The 21162-nt window shown below is 72.7% G+C and carries 21 protein-coding genes; 8 read left to right on the forward strand and 13 right to left on the reverse strand.

Annotated features, from left to right (window positions below; translation table 11 throughout):
- Positions 1 to 46: 46 nt before the first annotated feature.
- The 3 genes from ACFYZQ_RS10575 to pdhA are packed head-to-tail and all read right to left on the reverse strand — an operon-like array spanning position 47 to position 3527.
- Positions 47 to 1390: a dihydrolipoamide acetyltransferase family protein gene (locus tag ACFYZQ_RS10575; protein WP_389144323.1), complete on the reverse strand. Its 1344-nt coding sequence runs from the start codon at positions 1388 to 1390 to the stop codon at positions 47 to 49.
- Complete coding sequence (locus ACFYZQ_RS10580; protein ID WP_389144326.1) at positions 1390 to 2394, reverse strand: alpha-ketoacid dehydrogenase subunit beta; 1005 nt, start codon at positions 2392 to 2394, stop codon at positions 1390 to 1392. The genes ACFYZQ_RS10575 and ACFYZQ_RS10580 overlap by 1 nt, the downstream gene beginning before the upstream one ends.
- A complete protein-coding gene (gene pdhA / locus ACFYZQ_RS10585) occupies positions 2391 to 3527 on the reverse strand; it encodes a pyruvate dehydrogenase (acetyl-transferring) E1 component subunit alpha (RefSeq protein WP_389144329.1) in 1137 nt (378 codons plus the stop codon). Before pdhA ends, ACFYZQ_RS10580 begins: the two co-directional genes overlap by 4 nt.
- 171 nt (positions 3528 to 3698) lie before the next feature.
- On the opposite strand from pdhA, the gene ACFYZQ_RS10590 reads away from it, so the two are divergent.
- Complete coding sequence (locus tag ACFYZQ_RS10590; protein WP_389144332.1) at positions 3699 to 4199, forward strand: Lrp/AsnC family transcriptional regulator; 501 nt, start codon at positions 3699 to 3701, stop codon at positions 4197 to 4199.
- Between the two features lie 17 nt (positions 4200 to 4216).
- On the opposite strand, the gene ACFYZQ_RS10595 is transcribed toward ACFYZQ_RS10590, so the two are convergent.
- Both ACFYZQ_RS10595 and ACFYZQ_RS10600 read right to left on the reverse strand, forming a co-directional pair.
- Entirely contained in the window at positions 4217 to 4807 is a 591-nt protein-coding gene (locus ACFYZQ_RS10595) for a TetR/AcrR family transcriptional regulator (RefSeq protein WP_389144335.1), read from the reverse strand.
- Entirely contained in the window at positions 4807 to 6318 is a 1512-nt protein-coding gene (locus ACFYZQ_RS10600) for a 3-hydroxyacyl-CoA dehydrogenase (RefSeq protein ID WP_389144338.1), read from the reverse strand. Before ACFYZQ_RS10600 ends, ACFYZQ_RS10595 begins: the two co-directional genes overlap by 1 nt.
- 169 nt (positions 6319 to 6487) lie before the next feature.
- Between ACFYZQ_RS10600 and paaN the strand changes: the two genes are divergently transcribed.
- The gene (gene paaN / locus ACFYZQ_RS10605) at positions 6488 to 8194 is read left to right on the forward strand and encodes a phenylacetic acid degradation protein PaaN (protein WP_389144340.1); all 1707 of its coding nucleotides are present in this window, start codon (positions 6488 to 6490) and stop codon (positions 8192 to 8194) included.
- Between the two features lie 23 nt (positions 8195 to 8217).
- Here paaN and ACFYZQ_RS10610 read toward each other — a convergent pair whose 3' ends face one another.
- Genes ACFYZQ_RS10610 through ACFYZQ_RS10620 form a run of 3 tightly spaced genes read right to left on the reverse strand, consistent with a single transcriptional unit; the run spans position 8218 to position 11014 of the window.
- Positions 8218 to 8967 carry a TrmH family RNA methyltransferase gene (locus ACFYZQ_RS10610; protein ID WP_389144343.1) on the reverse strand — a complete coding sequence of 250 codons (750 nt, stop codon included), beginning with the start codon at positions 8965 to 8967 and terminating at the stop codon, positions 8218 to 8220.
- On the reverse strand, positions 8964 to 10172 hold the full coding sequence (locus tag ACFYZQ_RS10615; protein ID WP_389144345.1) for an HTTM domain-containing protein: 1209 nt from the start codon (positions 10170 to 10172) through the stop codon (positions 8964 to 8966). Before ACFYZQ_RS10615 ends, ACFYZQ_RS10610 begins: the two co-directional genes overlap by 4 nt.
- A complete protein-coding gene (locus ACFYZQ_RS10620) occupies positions 10169 to 11014 on the reverse strand; it encodes a DUF5819 family protein (protein ID WP_389144347.1) in 846 nt (281 codons plus the stop codon). Before ACFYZQ_RS10620 ends, ACFYZQ_RS10615 begins: the two co-directional genes overlap by 4 nt.
- A gap of 350 nt (positions 11015 to 11364) precedes the next feature.
- Here ACFYZQ_RS10620 and paaA point away from each other — a divergent pair, with 350 nt between their 5' ends.
- The 6 genes from paaA (at position 11365) to ACFYZQ_RS10650 (ending at position 16273) form a co-directional block, all read left to right on the forward strand.
- Positions 11365 to 12381, forward strand: a complete 1017-nt coding sequence (gene paaA / locus ACFYZQ_RS10625) for a 1,2-phenylacetyl-CoA epoxidase subunit PaaA (protein ID WP_389144350.1) — start codon at positions 11365 to 11367, stop codon at positions 12379 to 12381.
- Positions 12378 to 12665, forward strand: coding sequence for a 1,2-phenylacetyl-CoA epoxidase subunit PaaB (paaB, locus tag ACFYZQ_RS10630; RefSeq protein ID WP_389144353.1), 288 nt, complete (start codon positions 12378 to 12380; stop codon positions 12663 to 12665). Before paaA ends, paaB begins: the two co-directional genes overlap by 4 nt.
- Positions 12662 to 13384 (forward strand): 1,2-phenylacetyl-CoA epoxidase subunit PaaC, encoded by a 723-nt coding sequence (gene paaC / locus ACFYZQ_RS10635; protein ID WP_389144356.1) that lies wholly within the window; start codon positions 12662 to 12664, stop codon positions 13382 to 13384. The genes paaB and paaC overlap by 4 nt, the downstream gene beginning before the upstream one ends.
- On the forward strand, positions 13378 to 13926 hold the full coding sequence (paaD, locus tag ACFYZQ_RS10640) for a 1,2-phenylacetyl-CoA epoxidase subunit PaaD (protein ID WP_389144359.1): 549 nt from the start codon (positions 13378 to 13380) through the stop codon (positions 13924 to 13926). The genes paaC and paaD overlap by 7 nt, the downstream gene beginning before the upstream one ends.
- Complete coding sequence (locus tag ACFYZQ_RS10645; protein ID WP_389144362.1) at positions 13927 to 14991, forward strand: 2Fe-2S iron-sulfur cluster-binding protein; 1065 nt, start codon at positions 13927 to 13929, stop codon at positions 14989 to 14991.
- A 148-nt stretch (positions 14992 to 15139) separates the two neighbouring features.
- On the forward strand, positions 15140 to 16273 hold the full coding sequence (locus ACFYZQ_RS10650) for an acyl-CoA dehydrogenase family protein (RefSeq protein ID WP_389144365.1): 1134 nt from the start codon (positions 15140 to 15142) through the stop codon (positions 16271 to 16273).
- Between the two features lie 35 nt (positions 16274 to 16308).
- Here ACFYZQ_RS10650 and ACFYZQ_RS10655 read toward each other — a convergent pair whose 3' ends face one another.
- The 5 genes from ACFYZQ_RS10655 to ACFYZQ_RS10675 all read right to left on the reverse strand — a co-directional run bounded on the left by ACFYZQ_RS10655 (position 16309) and on the right by ACFYZQ_RS10675 (position 21122).
- Positions 16309 to 16638, reverse strand: a complete 330-nt coding sequence (locus ACFYZQ_RS10655) for a rhodanese-like domain-containing protein (protein WP_388793208.1) — start codon at positions 16636 to 16638, stop codon at positions 16309 to 16311.
- 59 nt (positions 16639 to 16697) lie between these two features.
- Complete coding sequence (locus ACFYZQ_RS10660; RefSeq protein WP_389144367.1) at positions 16698 to 17510, reverse strand: hypothetical protein; 813 nt, start codon at positions 17508 to 17510, stop codon at positions 16698 to 16700.
- Positions 17511 to 17586: 76 nt separating this feature from the next.
- A complete protein-coding gene (locus ACFYZQ_RS10665) occupies positions 17587 to 19065 on the reverse strand; it encodes a DUF2252 domain-containing protein (protein WP_389144370.1) in 1479 nt (492 codons plus the stop codon).
- Positions 19066 to 19209: 144 nt separating this feature from the next.
- Positions 19210 to 19842, reverse strand: coding sequence for a response regulator (locus tag ACFYZQ_RS10670; protein ID WP_389144373.1), 633 nt, complete (start codon positions 19840 to 19842; stop codon positions 19210 to 19212).
- Positions 19842 to 21122 carry a sensor histidine kinase gene (locus ACFYZQ_RS10675; protein WP_389144758.1) on the reverse strand — a complete coding sequence of 427 codons (1281 nt, stop codon included), beginning with the start codon at positions 21120 to 21122 and terminating at the stop codon, positions 19842 to 19844. The genes ACFYZQ_RS10670 and ACFYZQ_RS10675 overlap by 1 nt, the downstream gene beginning before the upstream one ends.
- Positions 21123 to 21162: the final 40 nt, after the last annotated feature.

A 21162-nucleotide genomic window follows, 5' to 3' on the forward strand; every position in this document is an offset into this window, starting at 1 on the left:
TCCCCGAGTATGTCCCGTGCGTCCCTTCTTCCGGAGGTCCTGTCCGTCACAGGGTGCGCAGCAGCATCGCGGGCTGTTCCACGCAGTCCGCCACGTACCTCAGGAAGCCGCCGGCCGTGCCGCCGTCGCACACCCGGTGGTCGAAGGTGAGCGAGAGCTGGACGACCTGCCGCACCGCCAGCTCGCCCTCGTGCACCCAGGGCTTGGGCACGATACGGCCGACGCCGAGCATGGCAGCCTCGGGATGGTTGATGATCGGCGTGGAGCCGTCGACGCCGAACACTCCGTAGTTGTTCAGCGTGAAGGTCCCGCCGGTGAGTTCACCGGGTGTCAGCGTCCCGGCACGGCCCGCCTCGGTCAGCCGGGCGAACTCGGCGCTGAGGGACTCGGCGTCGCGCGTGTGGGCGTCCCGGACGACGGGCACCACCAGCCCGCGATCGGTCTGCGCGGCGAACCCGATGTGGACCTGCTCCAGCTGGACGACCTCGCGGGCGCCCGTGTCGACGTAGGAGTTCAGCTCGGGGTAGCGGGCGAGGGCCGCGGTGCAGATCCGGGCGAGCAGCGCGAGCAGGGAGATCTTCGGCCCCGTGCCCGCGTTCATCGCGGCGCGCGCCCGCATGAGTTCGGTCGCGTCCGCGTCGACCCAGCAGGTGGCGTCCGGGATCTCCCGACGGCTGCGGGAGAGCTTGTCGGCGACGGCACCGCGAACCCCCTTGAGAGGGGTGCGGACGCCGTCACGGACGGAGGAGACCCGGGTGGGCGATTCCTCCGCCACGGGGGCGGCGGGGGCGGCCTTGGTCCGCAGGGCGTTCTCGACATCGGCTCGCAGGATCAGCCCGTCGGGCCCGGATCCGGGCAGCTTGCGCAGGTCCAGGCCGTTGTCGCGGGCCAGCCGGCGCACCAGCGGGGAGATCACGGGGACCGGTCCCTCGACCGGCTCGGGGCCGACGGGGACGGGGGCGGCGGTGGCGAGAGGCTCCGGGTCGGAGTTCCTGGCCTTCCCGCCGGCCGTGACGACCGGCCGCACCCTGCGGCGCCGCGCCGGTGCCTCCGAAGTGCCGTAGCCGACCAGGACGTTGCCCGAGCCACCGCTGTTCGCGCCGTCGGCCGGGGGCCCGCCGTCGGCCGGGGTCCCCACGGCAACCGTCAACAGCGGCGCCCCCACGGGCAGTTCCGTGCCCTCCTCGCCGAAGCGGGCGGTGACCACGCCGCCGTACGGGCAGGGAACCTCGACCATCGCCTTGGCCGTCTCGACCTCGACGACCGGCTGGTCGACGGCGACGAGGTCTCCGACCTCCACAAGCCAACGTACGATCTCTGCCTCGGTCAGCCCCTCCCCGAGGTCGGGCAGCTTGAACTCCAGGCTGTGCATATGAGAAGCGTGTGCCATCAGCCCTCGGCCTCCCACTGCAGACGCGCCACGGCGTCCAGGATCCGGTCGACGCCGGGCAGGTGGTGCCGCTCCAGCATGGGCGGCGGGTAGGGGACGTCGAACCCGGCCACGCGCAGCACCGGTGCCTCCAGGTGGTGGAAGCAGCGTTCCGTGACGCGGGCCGCGATCTCCCCGCCCGGTCCGCCGAACCCGCCGGACTCGTGCACCACGACCGCGCGCCCGGTGCGCCGTACCGACGCGGCGACCGTCTCGTCGTCGAACGGCACCAGGGAGCGAAGGTCGACGACTTCGAGGTCCCAGCCCTCGGCCCGGGCCGCCTCGGCGGCCTCGAGGCAGACGGGCACGGACGGCCCGTAGGTGATGAGCGTGGCGCTCTGGCCCGCGCGCCGCACCACCGCGCGGCCGATCGGCCCGACGCTCTGCGGGTCCTCGGGGTTCCAGGAGTCCTTCGACCAGTACAGCCGCTTGGGTTCGAGGAAGAGCACCGGGTCGTCCGAGGCGATGGCCTCGCGCAGCAGCCCATAGGCGTCGGCGACGGTGGCGGGCGTGACGACATGCAGCCCCGGAGTCGCCATGTAGTACGCCTCGGAGGAGTCGCTGTGGTGCTCGACGCCGCCGATGCCGCCGCCGTAGGGGACGCGAACGGTGATCGGCAGGGGCATCCGGCCGCGGGTACGGTTTCGCATCCGCGAGACATGGCTGACCAACTGCTCGAACGCGGGGTACGCGAACGCGTCGAACTGCATCTCCACGACCGGGCGCAGCCCGTACATGGCCATGCCGACGGCCGTGCCGAGGATGCCCGCCTCGGCCAGCGGGGTGTCCGCGCAGCGGTCCTCGCCGAACTCCTTGGCGAGCCCGTCGGTGACCCGGAAGACCCCGCCGAGGGCGCCGACGTCCTCGCCCATGACGTGCACGGCGGGATCGGCGGCCATCGCGTCGCGCAGCGCGCGCGTGAGGGCCTGCGCCATGGTGGCGGGCTTGACGGCGACGGTGGTCATCGGTCACCGCCTTCCTGCTCGGCGTCCAGCTCGGCCCGCAGCAGGTCGCGCTGCTCCCGCAGTTGCGGAGTGGGCTCGGCGTACACGTGGGCGAACAGGTCCATGGGGTCCAGTTCCGGGTCACGGTTCATGCGTTCGCGCAGGTCGGCGGCCATCGCCTCGGCGTCCTCGCGTACGGCCCGGATGCCGTCCTCGTCGAGCAGGCCACGGGTGGTGAGCTCGCGTTCCAGCAGTTGGACCGGGTCGTGTTCGCGCCAGGCCGCCACCTCGGCGTCGCCGCGGTAGCGGGTGGCGTCGTCGGCGTTGGTGTGGGCGTCGATGCGGTACGTCACCGCCTCCACGAGCGTGGGACCGCCGCCCGCGCGCGCGTGCCGCACGGCGTCGCTGAGGACCTCGTGCACGGCGACCGCGTCGTTGCCGTCGACCAGGCGGCCCGGCATGCCGTACCCGATCGCCTTGTGGGCCAGGGAGGGCGCCGCGGTCTGCTTGGCGAGCGGTACCGAGATGGCGAAGCCGTTGTTCTGGACGAGGAAGACGACCGGGGCCTGCCAGACTGCGGCGAAGTTCAGCGCCTCGTGGAAGTCGCCCTCGCTGGTGCCGCCGTCGCCGACCAGGGCGAGCGCGACCACGTCGTCGCCCTTGAGCCGGGCGGCGTGCGCGAGGCCGACGGCGTGCGGGAGCTGGGTGGCGAGGGGGGTGCACAGCGGGGCGACGCGGTGCTCGTAGGGGTCGTAGCCGGTGTGCCAGTCGCCGCGCAGCAGGGTGAGGGCCTCGACGGGGTCGACGCCGCGGACCACGGCGGCCAGCGTGTCGCGGTAGCTCGGGAAGAGCCAGTCCTGTTCCCGCAGGGCGAGCGCGGCGGCGACCTCGCAGGCCTCCTGCCCGGTGCTGGAGGGGTAGACGGCGAGTCGGCCCTGCTTGGTGAGTGCGGTGGCCTGCGTGTTGTACCGCCGGCCTCGCACCAGGTGGGCGTAGAGCAGACGCAGCAGTTCCGGGTCGGTCTCGGCGGCGGCCCCGGTGCCGAGGACGCGGTAGGGCTCGGCGTCGGGCAGCAGCGGCGCGGGGTCCGTACGGGGCTGCCAGGCGGGCGGCGGCGATGGCCGGTACGCGCCTCGCTGCTCCATGACCGTCATGACGGCACCTCCTCGTGCGAGCTCGGGAGGCGCATCGGCTGTGACCCGCCTCACCTACCGATTGTTCGGTCGTCGGCACATTTTGGCTACAGGGCCCCCGAGGCTGTGGACAAACGGTTCTCCACAGCCTGCAATGAACGCAGGGCGTCCACGACGGGAAGGTGGGGGGACATGGCATCTGAACAAATGGCCTCAGGCCCGGAGTCCGATGCCGTCCTGCCGCCACCGCGTCCGCTGGACGCCGTCGACCAGGACATCCTGCGGATGCTCCAGGCGGACGGCCGCGCCTCGATACGGTCCGTCGCCGAGCGCGTCCACGTCTCCCGCGCCAACGCGTACGCGCGGATCAACCGCCTCATCGAGGACGGGGTGATCCGGGGTTTCGGCGCGCGCGTCGACCACGAGCGGGCGGGCCACGGCACGTCGGCGTACATCACCCTGAAGATCGTGCAGAACACCTGGCGCACCGTGCGCGAGCAGCTCAGGCAGCTGCCGGGCGCCTCGCACATCGCACTGGTGGGAGGCGACTTCGACGTTCTGCTCCTGGTGCACACGCCCGACAACAGGGCCCTGCGCGAGCTGGTGCTCACCCGGCTCCAGGCCATCCCGGAGGTGCTCAGCACCCGCACCCTGCTGGTGTTCGAGGAAGAGGACCTGGAGCCGGAGGGCTGACCCGGCGGGCCCGGGTGTCAGCGCTCGCTGCGCAGCCCCGAGAAGACCAGCCGCACCACCGCGTCGGACACCTCGCGCGCGCCCATGCCGTGCCCGTCGGGGCGGTACCACTCCACGATCGAGTTGATCATCCCGAAGACCAGCCGGGTCGCCAGGCGCACCTCCACGTCGCCGCGCACGTCCCCGTCGTTCGCGGCCGCCTTGAGCAGGTCGGCCACCCGGTGGTCGAAGTCGCGCCGCCGCTCCAGCGCCCAGCGCTCGGTGGCGGTGTTCCCGCGCACACGCAGCAGCAGCGTCACGTACGGCAGCTCGGCCAGCAGCACCTCGACCATGCGCCGGACGACGTGCTCCAGGCGGTCCGCGGGCCGCCCCTCGCGCGCGTGCTCCTCGTCGAGGATCCCGAAGAGGCCGTCCAGCGCCCGGCTGACGGCGCGGCGCAGCAGCTCCTCCTTGCCGGTCACGTGGTGGTAGATCGACGACTTGGAGATGCCGGCCGCCTTGGACAGGTGCTCCATGGAGGTGCCGTCGTAACCGCGCTCGTTGAAGACCCCCACGGCGACCGAGAGCAGGGTCTCGGGGGTGTACGGGTCGCGTTTGGCGGTGGTCATCACGCGCCCTCCCGCTTCTCGGTGGCGTACGCGTGCCGGTAGAGCGCGAGGGACGGTGCGTAGCGTCCGGAGGGGTCGCGCAGGTGCAGGTCGTCCAGCAGGTCGTAGGCCCAGCCGCGGCCGAGCCTGCGGCTCCACTCGAAGGGGCCGAGAGGGTAGTTGACGCCCAGGCACATCGCCGTGTCGATGTCCTCCTCGGTGGCCACGCCCTTGGCGACGGCGTCGTGCGCGAGGTCGACGATCCGGGCGACCGTACGGGCGACGATCATGCCGGGGACGTCACCGATGAGGCTGACGTCCTTGCCGAGCGCCTGGAAGAGGCCGGTGGCCTCCCTCAGGGTCTGCGGCGAGGTGTCCTGGGAGGCGGACAGGGCGACGCGGGTGGCGCGGCGGTAGTCGAGGGCGAGGTCGAAGTAGACGACGTCGCGGAACTCGACTGAGGTCTGCCCGTCGGCGAGCACCAGCTGGCCGCCGCTGGGCAGGAGCAGACGGGTGCCGTGGTCCTCGTCCTCCTCGCGGACCTGGATACCCGCCTCGCGGATCAGGGTGAGCAGCTCGGCCGCCGGGCCCAGGCCGCCCTCGGCGACCACGTAGGTGGGTGCCTGCTCCTTCTCGGCGGTGTGCGGCTCGGGACGCTCGGCGCCGTCGGCGTAGTCGTACCAGCCGTGCCCGGTCTTGCGGCCCAGCCGGCCGGACTCGACCAGGCGGCGCTGGGCGAGCGAGGGCGTGAACCGGACGTCCTGGAAGAAGGACTGCCACACGGAGTGCGTGACGGACTCGTTGACGTCCTGACCGATGAGGTCCGTCAGCTCGAAGGCGCCCATCCGGAAACCGCCGCACTCGCGCAGGACCGCGTCGATGGTCGCCGGGTCGGCGGCCTGGGCCTCCAGGACCGCGAACGCCTCCGCGTAGAACGGGCGGGCGATGCGGTTGACGATGAAGCCCGGGGTGTCGGCACAGGCCACCGGGGTCTTGCCCCAGGCGCGGGCGGTCTCGTACGCGCGCGTGGCCGAGGTGACGTCGGTGGCGAACCCGGAGACGACCTCCACCAGCGGCAGCAGCGGGGCGGGGTTGAAGAAGTGCAGGCCCACGAAACGCCCGGCGACCCGCAGCGCGCCGCCGATGGCCGTCACCGACAGGGAGGAGGTGTTGGTGGCGAGCAGGCAGTCCTCGGCGACGATGCCCTCCAGCTCGCGGAAGAGCTCCTGCTTGACGTCCAGCCGTTCCAGGACCGCTTCGACGACCAGGGTGCAGTCGGCGAGTTCGGCGAGGCTTCCGGCCGGCCGGAGCCGGTCGCGGGCGGCGTCCCGTTCGGCGCCGGTGAGCCGGCCCTTCGCCACGAGCCGGTCCAGACGCGCGCCGATCGCGGCGGCCGCCTCCTGGGCACGCCCGGGGACGGCGTCGTACAGCCGCACGGGTTGGCCCGCCACCAGCGCGACCTGGGCTATGCCCTGGCCCATGGTGCCGGCGCCGACCACGGCCACGGGGCTGCTGAGGTCGAGTGCTGTCATGGGCGCGATCCTCCCGCACGGGGTTTTCCACAGATGCGGCGGACCCCCTTGTCCCGACCGATCGTTCGGTTACTCTAACTCTGTCCGGCTGTTCCTGCCCATGGTTCTGCTGTTTCTGCCCAGGTCATGAGCTCGACGGAGAGCTCTTGAGACGAGGAGTTGGTCCCGCATGGCCGCCGAACTGAACGCGCACGATCTGATCGCCAAGCACCGGCCCACCCTCGACCAGGCGCTGAAGGCGATCCGCACCCGCGCGTACTGGTCCCCCCACCCCGAGCACCCGAAGGCGTACGGCGAGAACGGCAGCCTGGACGCGGCGGCGGGCAAGGCCGCCTTCGACGCCGTCCTGGGCAGCCGCATCGACCTCGGCCAGCCCGGCACGGACGACTGGGTGGGCGGCGAGGTCTCCCCCTACGGCATCGAGCTGGGCGTCACCTACCCGCACGCGGACGCCGACACCCTGCTGCCCGCCATGCGGGCCGGGCAGGGGGCGTGGCGGGACGCGGGCGCGGAGACCAGGGCCGTGGTCTGCCTGGAGATCCTCAAGCGGATCAGCGACCGGACGCACGAGTTCGCGCACGCGGTCATGCACACCTCCGGCCAGGCGTTCATGATGGCGTTCCAGGCGGGCGGCCCGCACGCCCAGGACCGCGGCCTGGAGGCGGTGGCGTACGCCTACGCGGAGCAGGTGCGCACCCCCGACACCGCGGAGTGGACCAAGCCGCAGGGCAAGCGCGACCCGCTGGTGCTCACCAAGCACTTCACGCCGGTCCCGCGCGGCGTCGCGCTGCTCATCGGCTGCAACACCTTCCCGACCTGGAACGGCTACCCGGGCCTGTTCGCCTCCCTGGCCACCGGCAACGCGGTCCTGGTCAAGCCTCACCCGCGCGCGGTACTGCCGCTCGCACTCACCGTCCAGGTCGCCCGCCAGGTGCTCGCCGAGACCGGCTTCGACCCGAACCTGGTCGCCCTGGCCGCGGAACGCCCCGGCGAGGGCATCGCCAAGACGCTGGCCACCCGCCCCGAGATCCGGATCATCGACTACACGGGCTCGACGGCGTTCGGCGACTGGCTCGAGGCCAACGCCCGCCAGGCGCAGGTGTACACCGAGAAGGCCGGCGTCAACACGGTGATCGTGGAGTCGACGGACGACTACAAGGGGATGCTCTCCAACCTGGCGTTCTCGTTGTCCCTGTACAGCGGCCAGATGTGCACCACCCCGCAGAACCTGCTCGTCCCGCGCGACGGCATCCGCACCGACCAGGGCCCCAAGACCTACGACGAGGTGGTCGCCGACCTCGCCCGCGCGGTCGACGGCCTGCTCGGGGACGACGCGCGGGCGAACGCCCTGCTCGGCGCGATCGTGAACCCGGACGTGAAGGCCCGTCTGGAGGCCGCGGCGGACCTCGGCGAGGTCGCTCTCGCCTCCCGCGAGGTCACCAACCCCGAATTCCCGGGGGCGGTCGTACGCACCCCGGTGATCGTCAAGCTGGACGGCGCGCGGAAATATTGGGAGGGGGCTGACGACGAGGCCGCCTACATGAGCGAGTGCTTCGGCCCCGTCTCCTTCGCCGTCGCCGTCGACTCGGCGACGGACGCGGTGGAACTGCTGCGGCGCACGGTCCGCGAGAAGGGCGCGATGACGGTCGGCGCGTACACCACCGACCAGGAGGTGGAGCACGCGATCGAGGAGGTGTGTCTGGACGAGGCCGCCCAGCTCTCCCTCAACCTCACCGGCGGGGTGTACGTCAACCAGACGGCCGCCTTCTCCGACTTCCACGGGTCGGGCGGCAACCCGTCGGCCAACGCCGCCCTGTGCGACGGAGCCTTCGTCGCGAACCGCTTCCGGGTGGTGGAGATCCGCCGCGAGGCGTAGGGCCTGATCTGGCCGGATCCGGCTCAGGCCGGTGCGCCCCCGGTGGCGCTCCAGTGGTACAGCGTCATGGCCACACTGGTCGCGAGGTTGTAGCTGGAGACCTGGGGGCGCATCGGCAGGGACACCAGGTGGTCGGTGCGGGCGCGCAGCTCGGCGGACAGGCCGCTGCGCTCCGAGCCGAAGGCGAGCACCGCGTCGTCCGGCAGCTTCAGGCCCCGGATGTCCTCGCCCTCCGGGTCGAGGGAGAACAGCGGCCCGGACGGCAGCTCGGGCACGGCCAGCCGTTCCACGGCGGTCGCGAAGTGCAGCCCCGCCCCGCCGCGCACGACCGTGGGGTGCCAGGGGTCGAGCGTGCCTGTGGTGACGACCCCGGTCGCCCCGAAGCCGGCGGCCAGCCGGATCACGGCGCCCGCGTTGCCCAGGTTGCGCGGGTTGTCGAGCACCACGACGGGCGCGCGGCGCGGGGCGTGCGCCAGCTTCTCCAGGTTGGCCGCACGGGACGGCCGTACGGCCAGGGCGGCCACGGCGGTGGGGTGCGGCCTCGGCACGAGGGACGCGTACACCGCCTCCGGCACCTCCGTCAGGAGCGTGTCCAGCGTGTCACGGACGTCCGGGGCCAGCTCGCCGGCGAGGGCGAGCGCCGCCGGCCGGTCCGTGGTGACCGCGACCGGCACCTCGGCCGCGAAGCGCACCGCGTGCTTGAGGGCGTGGAAGCCGTCGAGCAGGACACAGTCGGCGGCGCGCTCACGCCAGCGGGTCAGCGGGTCGGTCATGCCCCGAAGCCTACGTGGGCGGACTCGTGGCCCTCCGGGGAGCGTGGCGGAGGCAGGTGGCGGCCACCGCGCCGGGGCAGCCGCCCACGCGCTCGTGCCGCCCAGCCGCCGAGCCGGCGCAGGAACGACGTCGGCAGGAACACCGAGTCCGCGGCGATCATCGCCAGCGAGAAGAAGGGCAGCCCGAGAACGACCGCGATCACGGCGTGCTCGGTCATCATCGCGGCCAGCAGAACGTTCTTCACCCGCCGGTTGAACAGCGTGAACGGGAAGGCGACCTGCACGACGACCGTCCCGTAGGTGACCAGCATGACCAGGGTGCCGTTGGCCGACAGCAGGTCGGCGAGGGCCGGCCAGGGCGAGAAGTACTCCAGGTGCAGCGGGTAGTAGACGGCGGTGCCGTCCTGCCAGCGCGAGCCCTGGATCTTGTACCAGCCTGCCGTGGCGTAGATCAGGCACGCCTCCGCCATGATCACGAAGAGGGCACCGTTGTGCACGATGTTCGCGATCACGTCCAGCAGGATCCGGGGCTCCTGCGAGCGCGCCCTGCGCCCCACCGCCCACCACAGCCCCTGCGCCAGCCACACCGTCCACAGCAGCACGGGGACGAGCAGGGCGCTGTTCAGTCGGCCCACCACGGTCACCCCGGCCAGCGCGAGACCGAGCACCGCCCACAGGAGGGGGCCCGTCCGGTCGGCGACCCGCTCCCCACGCGCGCGTGCGGCCGCCGCACGCTCCTCCCGCCGGGCGTCCAGGGACCACACCCGGCCGCAGCGGGTGAACACCAGGTAGATGGACATCAGATGCAGGACGTTGTCGCCGCCGTCGCCCACGAAGACGCTGCGGTTCTGCAGCGAGAGCACGCCGACCATGAACAGCACGGACGCCGTACGGGTGCGCCAGCCCAGCAGGAGCAGGGCGCTCACCACGACGGCGAGCACGTAGAACACCTCGAACCAGGCCCGGCCGTCGGTCCACATCAGGGCCGTGAAGGCACCGTTGTCCGAGGTCAGCCTGTGGGCCATGGCCCAGCTCCAGGGACCGTCCGGGCCATAGAGCTGCTCCCGGTGGGGGAACTCGCGCAGCAGGAACAGCAGCCAGGTCCCGGCGAAGCCGATGCGGATCACGGCCGACTGGTAGAGGCCGAGGGGCGACTCGGTGACCCGGGAGATTCCGCGGGAGACCGACAGCACGAGACGGTTCACCGCACGCCCCCGGCGGTCTCGTCCCGCGTCACCGTCCACCAGGGCAGCAGCCGGTAGAAGGGCTTGTCGGAGGCCTGTTCACGGCTCCACGAGGGCGGCGGCACGTCGGTCGTGCGGGAGCGGACCTGTACGCGCCGGACGACGCCCTCTCCTGCGCCGTCCTCGGTGTACAGGCGCCTGACCACGATCCGGCGCAGGTACTCCTCGGAGAGGGAGCCGCGCAGGCCCACCGGGCGGTTGTCGGAGCCGTGCGTGGCGAGGAAGAAGTCCCAGGCCCGGCGCAGTTCGTTCTGCTCCGTGTGGCTGGGCAGCAGACTGCCGTCTATCGCCTCACCGTCCTGGGCCGACAGGTCGTACCAACCGGTGGTCGTCACGGTGCCGTCCGCCGCCCGCAGCTCCGCGCGGACCTCCACCGCTATGTTCTGCTGCAGCGGGTTGGGGGCGAACAGCTTCCAGTTCTGCTCGAACTCCGGGTAGATCCACTCGTCTATCGCCTTGCCGTGCTGCTTCGTCACCGTGTTCGCCGGTGCGACGTGCAGGAACACCATCCCGAGATGCACGCAGGCGGTCACCGCGACGACCGCGAGCGCCAGGGCGGCACCGACCTGGTAGCGGGGGGAGAGCGCGGCGACACCGGTGCGGGGGGTGACGGGGGCGGGGCCGGGGCGGCCGGGGTGATCTTCGACAGGGCCGGGACGGTCGGCACGGTCCTCGGCAGGGCCGGGACGGTCGGCACGGTCCTCGACGGGGCCGTCCGTGGTGTCCGGACCGGGCCGGGGGCGCGTCCTGTCCGACCCGTCCGGCCCCGGCGGGGCCGTCGAGTCCTCGTCGTGCGCGTCCATTCCGCCCCGTTCCCAGATCACCGGCCGAAGTCGCCGGCCGTCCCGCCACGGGCAGGCCACCGCCACGGGCGGGCCGGATCGGCCCACGAGCCCCGCACATGTCCGCGGCGCTCGCACGGAACGGTACTCAGCCTCACCCGTCCGGCGCAGCCCCGAGGCACAGCCGATGCGGTGCCGTACGGCGGAGGAGAGGGTGGCGAGCAAGGTACGGGCGAGGTTGTCCACAGGCTGTGGGTCCGGTTTTCCACAGCGGTTGACACCTCGCGGCAGCTCACCTCACCATTGAATCGCACGGACCGAACGATCGGTCGGGACAGTGTCCCAGCAGAGCCCGAGGTCAGGGGGACCGCATGGCGACAGCAGCCGCCCAGCGCACAGCCACCGGGGCGCAGCACGCCCAGGACACCGCCGACACGGCGGCGTACGAGCGCGCCTTCGAGGCCGCCGTGGCAGCGGACGAGCGCATCGAGCCCCGCGACTGGATGCCCGACGCCTACCGCGCGACGCTCGTCAGGCAGATCGCCCAGCACGCCCACTCCGAGATCATCGGCATGCAGCCGGAGGCCAACTGGATCACGCGCGCTCCCTCACTGCGCCGCAAGGCCATCCTCATGGCCAAGGTCCAGGACGAGGCGGGCCACGGCCTGTACCTGTACAGCGCGGCCGAGACCCTCGGCACCAGCCGGGAGGAACTCCTCGACAAGCTGCACAGCGGCCGCCAGAAGTACTCCTCGATCTTCAACTACCCCACCCTGACCTGGGCCGACGTCGGCGCGATCGGCTGGCTGGTGGACGGCGCCGCCATCACCAACCAGGTGCCGCTGTGCCGCTGCTCGTACGGCCCGTACGCACGCGCGATGGTCCGCATCTGCAAGGAGGAGTCCTTCCACCAGCGCCAGGGGTACGAGCTGCTGCTCGCCCTCAGCCGCGGCACTCCGGAGCAGCACGCGATGGCGCAGGACGCGGTGAACCGCTGGTGGTGGCCGTCCCTGATGATGTTCGGCCCGCCCGACGAGGCCTCGCGGCACTCCGCGCAGTCGATGGCGTGGAAGATCAAGCGTCACTCCAACGACGAGCTGCGCCAGCGCTTCGTCGACATCTGCGTCCCGCAGGCCGAGTCGCTGGGCCTCAGCCTGCCCGACCCGGACCTGAGGTGGAACGAGGAGCGCGGGCACCACGACTTCGGCGCGATCGACTGGACGGAGTTCCAGGAGGTCCTCAAGGGCAACGGCCCGTGCAACGAACAGCGGATCACCCAGCGCCGCCGGGCACACGACGAGGGCGCGTGGGTGCGGGAGGCGGCCGCGGCGTACGCGGCCAAGCACACCGGCGAGCAGACCGGTGGGACAGGAGCGAGCCGAGCATGACCCCTACCGACTGGCCCCTGTGGGAGGTCTTCGTGCGCTCCCGCCGCGGGCTCTCCCACACCCACGCCGGCAGCCTGCACGCACCGGACGCGGAGCTGGCCCTGCGCAACGCCCGCGACCTGTACACCCGGCGCGGCGAGGGCGTCTCCATATGGGTCGTCCCCGCGTCCGCGATCACGGCGTCCTCCCCCGACGAGAAGGACCCGTTCTTCGAACCCGCCGCCGACAAGCCGTACCGGCACCCCACGTTCTACGAGATCCCGGAAGGGGTGAAGCACCTGTGACGACGACCGCCGTGCCCCTGACGGCCGCCCTCGCCCTCGGCGACGACGCCCTGGTGCTCTCGCACCGCCTGGGCGAGTGGGCAGGACACGCGCCCGTCCTGGAGGAGGAGGTCGCCCTCGCCAACATCGCGCTGGACCTGCTGGGACAGGCCCGAGTGCTGCTGTCGATGGTCGGCGACGAGGACGAACTGGCCTTTCTGCGCGAGGAGCGCGCCTTCACCAACCTCCAGCTCGTGGAGCAGCCGAACGGCGACTTCGCCCACACCATCGCCCGCCAGCTCTACTTCTCCACCTACCAGCACCTGCTCCATGCCGAACTGGCCACCGGGGACGGTCCGTTCGCCCCGCTCGCGGCGAAGGCCGTCAAGGAGGTCGCCTACCACCGCGACCACGCCGAGCAGTGGACCCTGCGGCTCGGCGACGGCACCGAGGCCGGCCACGAGCGGATGCGGCGGGCGTGCGAGGCGCTGTGGCGGTTCACCGGCGAGATGTTCCAGCCCGTGGAGGGCCTGGAGGCGGACTGGGCGGGACTGGAGACGGCCTGGCTGGAGTCCATCGGGGACGTGCTGCGCCGGGCCACCCTGACGGTCCCCGAGGGGCCGCGGACCGGGGCGTGGTCGGCGGGCGCGGGCCGGCAGGGCCTGCACACCGAGCTGTTCGGGCGGATGCTCGCGGAGATGCAGCACCTGCACCGCAGCCATCCGGGGGCGTCATGGTGACGGCGGCGACTGTCCTCGAGACCGAGCTGCTCCGCATCGCGGGCTCGGTCCCCGACCCCGAGCTGCCCGTCCTCACCCTTCAGGAACTGGGCGTGGTGCGCGCGGTGCGCGTGCGCGGCACGGACGCCGTCGACGTCGAGCTGACACCGACCTACACCGGCTGCCCGGCGATCGAGGCGATGTCCCTGGACATAGAGCAGGCACTGCGCGCACACGGCATGCGCGAGGTCAGCGTCCGGACGGTGCTCACGCCCGCCTGGTCGACCGACGACATCACCGACGAAGGGCGGCGCAAGCTACGGGAGTTCGGGATAGCACCCCCACGGGTGCGCCGGGACGCCGGACCGGTCGCCGTGGCCCTGGGGCCGACCCGCACCCTCGTCGGCGAACCCGCCGCGACCGACGGACCCGAGCCCGTGCGCTGCCCGCACTGCGGATCCGCCGACACCGAGCTGCTGAGCCGGTTCTCCTCCACCGCCTGCAAGGCACTGCGGCGCTGTCTGGCCTGCCGGGAACCGTTCGACCACTTCAAGGAGCTCTGAATGGCCCGCTTCCACCCGCTCCCGGTGGCCGCGGTCGACCGGCTCACCGACGACTCCGTGGCCCTCACCTTCACCGTCCCGCCGGAGCTGCGCGAGGAGTACCGGTACGTGCCGGGCCAGCATCTCGCGTTGCGGCGCCGGGCCGACGGGGTCGAGACCCGGCGGACGTACTCGATCTGCTCACCGGCACCCGAGCCCGGCGGCGAGGGGCCGCGCACCCTGCGGGTCGGGGTGCGGCTGGTCGAGGGCGGGGCGTTCTCGTCGTACGCGCTGAAGGAGGTGAACGTCGGGGACGAACTGGAGGTGATGACCCCGGCCGGGCGATTCACCCTGGAGCCCGCTCCCGGTCTGTACGCGGCGGTCGTGGGCGGCAGCGGCATCACCCCGGTGCTGTCGATCGTCTCCACGCTGCTGGCCCGCGAGCCCCGCGCCCGGTTCTGCCTGATACGCGGTGACCGCACGGCCGCCTCCACCATGTTCCTGGAGGAGGTCGCCGACCTGAAGGACCGGTACCCCGAGCGGCTGCAGCTGGTGACCGTGCTGTCCCGGGAGGAACAGCAGGCGGGGCTGCCGTCCGGGCGGCTGGACCGGGAACGGCTGACAGGGCTGCTGCCGGCGCTGCTGCCGGTGGACGAGGTGGCGGGCTGGTTCCTGTGCGGGCCCTACGGGCTGGTGCAGGGCGCGGAGCGGGCGTTGCGGGAGCTCGGGGTGGAGCGGGCCCGTATCCACGAGGAGATCTTTCACGTGGACGCCGGTGCGGCACCGGCGACGGTCACCGTGGCCCCGGCGCACAGCACCGTGACCGCCCGGCTCGACGGGCGTGGCGGCACCTGGCCGGTCCAGGACGGCGAGTCCCTCCTGGAGACGGTGCTGCGCAACCGCCCCGACGCGCCGTACGCGTGCAAGGGCGGGGTGTGCGGTACGTGTCGGGCCTTCCTGGTGTCGGGCGAGGTGCGCATGGACCGCAACTTCGCACTGGAGGCGGAGGAGACGGAGGCCGGATATGTGCTGGCCTGTCAGTCGCATCCCGTGACGGAGAAGGTCGAACTGGACTTCGACCGCTGAAGCACCGCTCCTCGCCCACCGTTCTCCTCCCACCGCTCACCTCGCGCCGTTCCCTTCGCACCGTTCCCTTCTTCTAGAACCTGTTCTATCTTGACGGACCGTCAGGTCAGCACCGCCGGACGGGCGGATCCGCCAGGAGGACAGGACCGTGGACTTCACCTTCACCGAGGAGCAGCTGGCGGCGGCCGAGGCGGCCAGGGGGGTGTTCGCCGGCGTCGCGCCGGACGAGGTGCCGAGCCCGGCGCTCACCACGGGCGCCGTGGCCGAGGACTTCGACCGGGCGCTGTGGTCCAGGCTCGCCGACGCCGACCTGCTGAGCCTGCTGCTCGACCCCGGGTACGGCGGCGCGGACCTGGACGCCATCGCCCTGTGCCTCGTGCTGCGGGAGTCCGCGAAGGTGCTGGCCCGGGTGCCGCTGTTGGAGAGCAGTGCCGCGGCGGCTGCCGTACAGGCCTACGGCGGCGAGGAGCTGCGGGCCGGGCTGCTGCCGCGCGCCGGTCGGGGCGAGCTCGTACTCACCGTCGCCGCGCACGGCCGCACCGGTCATGACCCGGCCGAACTCGCCGTGACGGCACGGCGGGACGGCGACGGCTGGGTACTGGAGGGGGTGCAGACGGCGGTGCCGTGGGCGTACGGCGCGGACCTCGTCGTCGTGCCGGCGCACACCGAAGCCGACCGGACCGTCCTCGCGCTGGTCCCCCTCGGCCACGACGGCGTCGTGCTCGCCGAGCAGGTCTCCACCAGCGGGGAGCGGCTGGGCGAGCTGCGTCTGCAGTCCGCGCGGATCGCGGCCGGGGACATCATCGACACCGACGGCGCCTGGGAGTGGCTGCGCGCGCTGCTGACCACGGGGACGTGCGCGCTCGCGCTCGGGCTGGGCGAGCGGGTGCTCAGGATGACCAGCGACTACACCGGCAAGCGGGAGCAGTTCGGCCACCCGATCGCGACCTTCCAGGCGGTAGCGGTGCAGGCCGCCGACCGGTACATCGACCTGCGGGCCATGGAGGCCACACTGTGGCAGGCCGCGTGGCGCATCGCCTCCGGGGCGCCGGGAGCGCTGCCCGCCGCGGGGGACGTCGCCGTGGCGAAGATCTGGGCGGCGGACGGCGTACGGCGGGTCGTGCAGACCGCGCAGCACCTGCACGGCGGATTCGGCGCCGACACCGACTACCCCCTGCACCGGTACCACGCCTGGGCCAAGCAGCTTGAGCTGTCACTCGGCCCGGCGGCGGCGTACGAGGAGACACTGGGGGACCTGCTGGCGGCCCATCCCCTGGGCTGACCGCCCGACCCGACGCCGAGGCCCCCGGCGCCAGGCTACAGAACGTGCCCGGGCTGTCCCTGGTCGGTGACGACGGGACGGCCCGCGGCCGCCCAGACCTGCATACCGCCGTCCACGTTCACCGCGTCGATGCCCTGCTGGACCAGGTACATCGTGACCTGGGCCGAACGACCGCCGGAGCGGCAGATCACGTTCACCCGGCCGTCCTGCGGGGCCGCCTCGGTCAGCTCCCCGTACCGCGCCACGAACTCACTGATGGGGATGTGCAACGCCCCCTCGGCGTGACCCGCCTGCCACTCGTCGTCCTCACGGACGTCCAGCAGGAAGTCGCCGTCCTTGAGGTCCGTGACCCCGACCGTGGGCACACCAGCTGAGAAACTCATGTTCCAGACGCTACCCGAAGAGGCTCGCGGGACCGGCCGGGCTACCCCTGCGCCAGCAGCTCCGCCAGCTCCGCCTCGCGCTCCGCCACGTCCCTGCGGAGCTTCTCGGCGATCTCCTCCAGGAGGGCGTCGGGGTCGTCGGGGGCCAGGCGGAGCATGGAGGCGATCGCGCTGTCCTCCAGTTCACGGGCGACCATGGTGAGCAGTTCCTTGCGCTGCGCCAGCCACTCCAGGCGGGCGTACAGCTCCTCGGCGTGGCTCGGGAGCTGCTCGGCCAGGGCGGGTCCCGCGGCCCACTCCTCGGCCAGCTCCCGCAGCAGTGCTTCGTCGCCGCGGGCGTAGGCGGCGTTGACGCGGGTGATGAACTCCTCGCGCCGCGCCCGCTCGGGCTCCTCCTGCGCGAGGTCCGGGTGGGCCTTGCGGGCGAGTTCCCGGTAGAGCTTGCGGGCCTCCTCGCTGGGGCGGACCCGCTGCGGGGGCCGTACCTCCTGCCCGGTGAGCATCGCCGCGGCCTCCGGGAACAGACCGTGGCCGTCCATCCAGCCGTGCAGCAGTTCCTCGACGCCCGGGATGGGCATCACCCGGGCCCGCGCCTCCTCGGCCCGCCGTAGGTCCTCGGGGTCACCCGTGCGGGCGGCCCTGGCCTCGGCGATCTGCGCCTCGAGCTCCTCGAGCCGGGCGTACACCGGGCCGAGACGCTGCTCGTGCAGCCGGGAGAAGTTCTCGACCTCGACGCGGAAGGTCTCCACCGCGATCTCGAACTCGATCAGGGCCTGCTCGGCGGCCCTCACGGCCCTCTCCAGCCGCTCCTCGGGCCGGGACGGCTGGGACTGCTCAGCTTCCGGGGTCGTCACCCGACCAGCGTAGGCCACCGGGACCCGCGTCCGATCCCGGCGCCCGGCCGGCCCCGGACGGCACCCCTGACGTGCCTCACACTCCCAGCTCCGCCGCGATCCGCCCCGACCGCACCGCCGCGACCAGATCAGCGTGGTCCGCCTCCGTGCGGTCGGCGTAGGCGACGGCGAACGCGGCCATCGCCTCGTCCAGTTCCTCGTTCTTGCCGCAGTACCCGGCGATCAACCGGGGATCTGCGCTGTGGGAATGGGCGCGGGCCAGCAGGGCGCCGGTCATACGGCCGTAGTCGTCGACCTGGTCGGCGGCGAGCGCGGCGGGATCGACGCTGCCCTTGCGGTTGCGGAACTGCCGTACCTGGAAGGGCCGGCCGTCGACCGTCGTCCAGCCCAGCAGGATGTCGCTGACCACCTGCATGCGCTTCTGCCCCAGTACCACCCGGCGTCCCTCGTGGCCGGGGGACGGCGTCTCGAAACCGGCCGTCACCAGGTGCGGGACCAGCGCGGAGGGGCGGGCCTCCTTCACCTGCAGGACCAGTGGTTCACCGCGGTGGTCCAGGAGCAGCACGACGTACGACCGGGTGCCCACGCTGCCCGTGCCGACGACCCGGAACGCCACGTCGTGCACCGCGTGCCGGGACAGCAGCGGAAGCCGGTCCTCGGAGAGGGTCGTGACGTAATCCTCCAGGGACGCCGCCACCGCCGCAGCCTCCGCGTCCGGTATGCGGCGCAGCACCGGCGGCGCGTCGACGAAGCGGCGCCCGCCGCCCTCGACGGCCTCGGTCGACTTGGCCGCGAACCGCCCGCTGGTGTTTGCCCGCGCCTTCTCCGAGACCCGCTCCAGCGTGCCGAGCAGATCATGCGCGTCCGTGTGCGAGACGAGTTCCTCGTCGGCGATGGCGTTCCAGGCGTCCAGCACCGGCAACTTGGCGAGCAGTCGCATGGTGCGGCGGTAGGCGCCCACCGCGCCGTGCGCCGCCTGACGGCACATGTCCTCGTCGGCGCCCGCCTCCCGGCCCGCCAGCACCAGTGAGGCGGCGAGCCGCTTGAGGTCCCACTCCCAGGGGCCGTGCACCGTCTCGTCGAAGTCGTTGAGGTCGATGACCAGACCACCGCGCGCGTCGCCGTACAGGCCGAAGTTGGCCGCGTGCGCGTCACCGCATATCTGGGTGCCTATGCGGGTCGTGGGCGTGCGGGCCAGGTCGTACGCCATGAGCCCGGCCGAGCCGCGCAGGAAGGCGAACGGTGTCGCCGCCATCCTGCCGACCCGGATCGGCGTGAGCTCGGGGATCCGGCCGCGGCTCGACTCCTCCACGGCGCTCACCGCGTCCGGGCGGGATCCGTCGAGGTCGAGGGTGCTGTGCGCGCCGCGCGGCACGCCTGCCCGCAGCGCCTTGCCCTCCTGCTTCGGTGAACCCTGCGGCGGCCAGTCGGCGAATCCGCGCACCCGGGGCAGCCGACGCACCTCTCCGGTGCCCGCCCCCGCTCCGGTGCCCGCTCCCGTGTCCGCCCCCGTTCCGGTGTCCGTCCCCGCCACTGCAGCACCGGTCTCGGTCATAGCGACCGCCTCCCCCGAACCACTCTCATGAACATCAACGTCTGCAGACCGTACAGCCGGTGGCGGAAACGCGTCAGACCCTGTGGACAACCGCCCGCCTGTGGAAAACCGCCGGTCGGACCGCCGGGGCGGCACGGGGTGCCTTCACCCGCGCAGATACGCCAGCACCGCCAGCACCCTGCGGTGCGTCTCCTCCGCGGGCGGGAGGTCCAGCTTGGTGAGGATGCTGCCGATGTGCTTGCCGACGGCCGCCTCGGAGACCACCAGGTGCCGGGCGATCGAACTGTTCGACCTGCCCTCGGCGACGAGCGCGAGCACCTCCCGTTCGCGTGGAGTGAGCCGTTGCAGCGGGTCCCGGCGCCGGCGCAGCAACTGCCGTACGACCTCGGGGTCCACCACGGTGCCGCCGGACGCGACGTCCTTCAGCGCGGAGACGAACTCCTCGACCTCTCCGACGCGGTCCTTGAGCAGGTAGCCGACGCCGGTTCCGTCGCCGGAGTCGAGCAGTTCGGAGGCGTATGCCCGCTGCACGTACTGGCTCAGCACGAGGACGGGCAGCGTGGGCCGGTGCGCGCGCAGCCGGACCGCCGCGTGCAGGCCCTCGTCCTGGAATCCGGGAGGCATGCGGACGTCCGTCACCACGATGTCCGGGCCGTGCTCCGCCACCGCGGCGACGAGGGACTCCGCGTCACCGACGGCCGCCGCGACCTCGTGACCGAACCGGGTGAGCAGACCGGTCAGGCCCTCCCGCAGCAGCACGCTGTCCTCGGCCAGCACTACGCGCAGCGCTCGGCCCTCTCCCGGGGAGTGTGGGGCCGGCAGGGTTCGCAAGGAATCTCCACGTGCAGCAGGGTCGGTCCGCCCACCGGGCTGGACAGGGAGAGTGTGCCATCCAGGACCGACACCCGGTCCGCGAGTCCGGTCAGCCCGCTGCCCCGGCCGGCCTCGGCGCCGCCCCGGCCGTCGTCGTGCACCCGCAGGACCAGCCGTCCGGCGCGGTGCCCGCCGCTCACGCGCGCGTGCGTGGCCGCGCTGTGCCGGTCGACGTTGGCGAGGGCCTCGCACACCACGAAGTACGCGGCCGCCTCCACCGGTTGGGGCAGCCGTCCGGGCAGTTCCAGGTCCACGTCGACGGGGATCGCGCACCGGTCCGCCGCGTCGGCGACGGCGGCCTCGAGACCGTAGTCGGCCAGGACCTTGGGATGGATGCCGTGGATCAGCTCCCGGAGTTCGGCGAGCGCGGTGCCCGCTTCGGTGTGGGCCTTGGCGAGTTGGTCGGCCAGTGGACCGGGCGGAGCGTCCAGGCGGGCCAGACCGAGCGTCATCTTCAGGGCCACCAGGCGCTGTTGGGCCCCGTCGTGCAGATCCCGCTCGATGCGCCGCCGCTCCGCCTCGAAGGCGTCCACCAACCGCGCGCGTGAACGGGTGAGTTCGGTCACCGTGTCACTCGGCGCCGGGGACAGCAGCAGCCGGGCCAGCGCGGCCCGGGCACCCGCCGCGGCCCCCAGCGCATAGCCGCCCGCGGCCAGCAGCACCAGCCCGAGCAGAGCCACCGCGGACGCCTCGGGCCAGCCGGTCACCGTCCACTGCTTGAGCACCTTCGTCTCGCGCCCCTCGCCGACCGTGGCCATCAGCAGCGGAGTGGCGACCAGGGACAGCGGGCCGCCCAGGACGAGCGAGACCATGAGGGCGTCGACCGGCCACAGCAGGCCCGCGAACAGCAGCGTGTACCCGAGCTCCCGCCACGTGGCCCGCTCCCGCAACCGCGTCAGCAGCCAGGCCCGCAAACCAGTGGCCGCGGGCGCCCGGTGCGGGTCGGCGACGGGCACGGCATCGACCAGACGCAGCCTGCGCCGCTCCACCGCCGCCACCGGGACACCGGCGAGGGCGGCCGCGAGCAACAGCGGCAGCCCCACGAGGGCCACGGCCAGGGCAGCGCCGGTCACCGCCGTCACCACGAGCACGGCGAGGGTGACGGCGCCGGTCACCGCACCGGAGAGCAGGTAGCCGGCCGAGCGCCACGGCCAGGCCGACAGCGGGAAGCCGGGCCGGGTCATGGCCTGCCACACGTTGCTCACGTTCCTGGGCGGCTGCATG

The sequence above is a fragment of the Streptomyces sp. NPDC001843 genome, assembly GCF_042891955.1.
Lineage (GTDB): Bacteria > Actinomycetota > Actinomycetes > Streptomycetales > Streptomycetaceae > Streptomyces.